The sequence below is a fragment of the Synechococcus sp. R55.7 genome (assembly GCF_047461955.1).
Classification (GTDB): Bacteria; Cyanobacteriota; Cyanobacteriia; order Thermostichales; family Thermostichaceae; genus Thermostichus.
In genome coordinates this window covers 9,183-11,936 of record NZ_JANSIC010000068.1, presented here as the reverse complement: position 1 = coordinate 11,936, position 2,754 = coordinate 9,183, and the positions used below count along the sequence as shown (strand labels likewise).

Below are 2,754 nucleotides of genomic sequence, written 5' to 3'. Positions count from 1 at the left end.
GCGGAAAACGGCAAAGCCGGTGGCGCTGCCCCGACAAAATGGCCCCTGGGATCCACCGCAAAGGCAACCCCCAGCTCGATGAAGACGGGTACTGGGCTATCCCTTTGGGCAGAGCGGATGAAGTTCAAAGCCGTTATTGTTGGAAAGATTATTCAAAGACTCCCCCTGGTTTGCGCCAGCCCTGGGTTAGGCTATTGCCATCCCGGGGGAGCAAGAAACACCGCTGCTCTGCCCCAAAGTCCGCGAGTTGAGTTAAGGAAGGTTGAGGTGAAGGGGAGACTGACCTGCCATTTCCCTGTGCTGCTATTGGCCCTGCCTCTGTGGGGATCCCCGACCTGGGCCGGAGAGTATTTCACCGAGGAAGTCACCAGCCCCAGCCTGGAGATCGTTCATGGCTGGCGGCAGGAGGTGTACGGCATTGGGGTTACCATCACCAACACCAGCCTCGGCTCCTTTCGGGTGCCCTTGGAAATTGATATGGAGGATCGGACTAGCTGTGAGCGGGCCGACTTGGTGCTGACCAACAATCGCATCATGCCGATGGGATCCTTCCAAGATTGCATTCTCAACATCTTTCCCTACCTGGATAAGTTCATCAACCAAGAAGTCGCCAGCATCCGAGTCACCCTAAAAGGGCCAGCTCCCCTCCTGGAAATTCCGGTAGAGGAGTCGGATCGACTGATTTTGGCCCAGGTGGCCAACCAATCGCGGGAAGCCTTTGTTTTCTTTCAGCAGGAGTTGGCCCGTGTTTTGGAGCTGCTGAGGCAGTCGGATCCCAAGCAAAGCGAGACGGCCCCACAGCCTGGCACCCCAGTTCCGACCGCCACTCCAGCCGAGTCTGCTGCCAGCCCAGGAGATTTTGTAATCGTGGGATCCATTCGGGAAGAACGAGTGGGGGCCGGTAGCCGCCTAAGCGTGGAAGCGATCAACCGCAGCACCCGCACGGTTCTCAACGCCCGTGCTCGTTTCACCTTCTATCGGGGAGAAGAAGTTGTCGATACGCGAGTGGCAGCATTTGAGCCCAGCGACGTGCCCCCCGGACAAAGGGCCTCCGCCAGTGTGCTGAAAACCGAGGCCAATTGGGATCGCGTCACGGTGACCTTCCAGTGGCAGTAGGGTTACTTCAGGGAGCCAAAGCGTTGCCGCGAATCAGGCTGCCCAGGGTTTTGACCGTGATCTTGAACTGCACCCAAGGGCTCATGGGCACTACCGTCTTGTAGAGGTAGCTGTCAAAGGTCATCCTCTGCACGTCCCGGTCGGCGCACATCTCCACAAAGGCTTCGCGGGTGGCATTGGAACGGTAGAACACCCGCTGCAGGATGTCCAAGACCTTGTAGGTCAGGCCGTACTGGCGATCCCAGCGCTTGAGATACAGTTTTAGATCCTCCTCTGTGGGAATGCGCTTGCCGCCGTTGGAGGTCTCGACAAGGGTCTCGGCACACATGCGGCCTGACTTGGCAGCAAAATAGATCCCTTCGCCGCTGGATTTGGTTACGTATCCCGCCGCATCTCCCACCAAAGCAGCACGGCCCACCACGCGGCGCGGGCGGGGATGCTCTGGGATCGGATGGGCTTCCACCTTGATCACCTGGCCTCCTCGAATCCGCTCGGCAGCACGGGCGCGGATCCCAGCTTGCAACTTTTGGATGTGGGCTTGGTTTGCCCTCATGGTGCCGGTGCCCACGGCTACATGGTTGGACTTGGGAAACACCCAGGCATAAAAGTCTGGAGAAACATCGTCCCCCACATACATTTCTGCCCGCTCTGCGTAGTAGGCCATTTTGTCGTCCGGGAGCCGGATGCGCTCCTGAAAGGCCAGCGCATAGTTGTAGTCGCCAGCACCAATGGCTTCTGCCACCTTGGAGTGGAACCCATCCGCCCCGATCACCACATCCACAGCCAAAGAACGCGGCACCCCTTGCCTCGATCCGTCGGAAAAATCGTTGTAGTGCAGGATGTAGGGATCCCGGCCATTCTGGGGGATTTCCAGATGCATTACCTTGCCGTTGATCAGCTCCGCCCCTTTTTGGTGGGCACGATTGCGCAAGAAGGCATCCAAGATCTCGCGGCGGCACATGCCGATGTACTCGTTTTCTTTTTCGAGGGCGATATCCACCTCATAGTTGGAAGGGGAGATCATCTTCATCTTGCGCACTTTGCGGTCGATGATCCCCTCGGGGAGGTCGAACTCGGAGACCATACAGAGGGGAATGGCGCCCCCGCAGGGCTTGGCGTTGTCCAGCTTCCGCTCAAACAAAAAGGTCTCGATTCCAGCTTGGGCCAGAACTTCGGCAGCAGAGGCTCCGGCTGGGCCGCCCCCCACAACAGCAACTCTCAGACTCAAGGTGCTCTCCTCGATGCAAGTGCAACTGGCTCATCAGACAGCAGGCATCCTACCACAGCTCCTCAGAAGCATTGCGGACCTTGACGAAGTGTTGCAGAGTGGAGGGCTCGCGCTCGCTGTGTTTCTACAAAAGGCCCCGCCGCATTTGATCCCAGAGGTTGAGATAGGACTCGGCTTCGGCTGAGCTCAAGGGGCGCCAGATCTCCGAGCGTTGCCAAGTGGAGATTTGCAAGTCGGCTCTGCGTTGCAGGCGTGGGGCAAGTTGAGCCAAATCCAGCGGCAAAACCGAAGGGATCCCGCTCAGATTGACCAAGCGGGGGGCAAATTCAGGATTCAAGACAAAATCAAGCCAGTCAGCCAACAGGGATCCGGAATCTGTCTGGGTTGATTCTGTGTGGGCATTGTCTTCG

2 protein-coding genes and 1 pseudogene are annotated in these 2,754 nt (G+C 58.1%); 1 reads left to right on the top strand and 2 read right to left on the bottom strand.

All coding sequences use genetic code 11. The features are described 5' to 3' along the window. Window positions 1-267: 267 nt before the first annotated feature. A complete protein-coding gene (locus NW820_RS05325) occupies window positions 268-1,116 on the top strand; it encodes a hypothetical protein (RefSeq protein ID WP_414331048.1) in 849 nt (282 codons plus the stop codon). 7 nt (window positions 1,117-1,123) lie between these two features. Here NW820_RS05325 and chlP read toward each other — a convergent pair whose 3' ends face one another. Continuing rightward, on the bottom strand, window positions 1,124-2,344 hold the full coding sequence (chlP, locus tag NW820_RS05320) for a geranylgeranyl reductase (RefSeq protein WP_414406886.1): 1,221 nt from the start codon (window positions 2,342-2,344) through the stop codon (window positions 1,124-1,126). Window positions 2,345-2,468: 124 nt separating this feature from the next. Further along, window positions 2,469-2,754 (bottom strand): annotated as a pseudogene (locus tag NW820_RS05315) (polyamine ABC transporter substrate-binding protein); the annotation flags it as partial.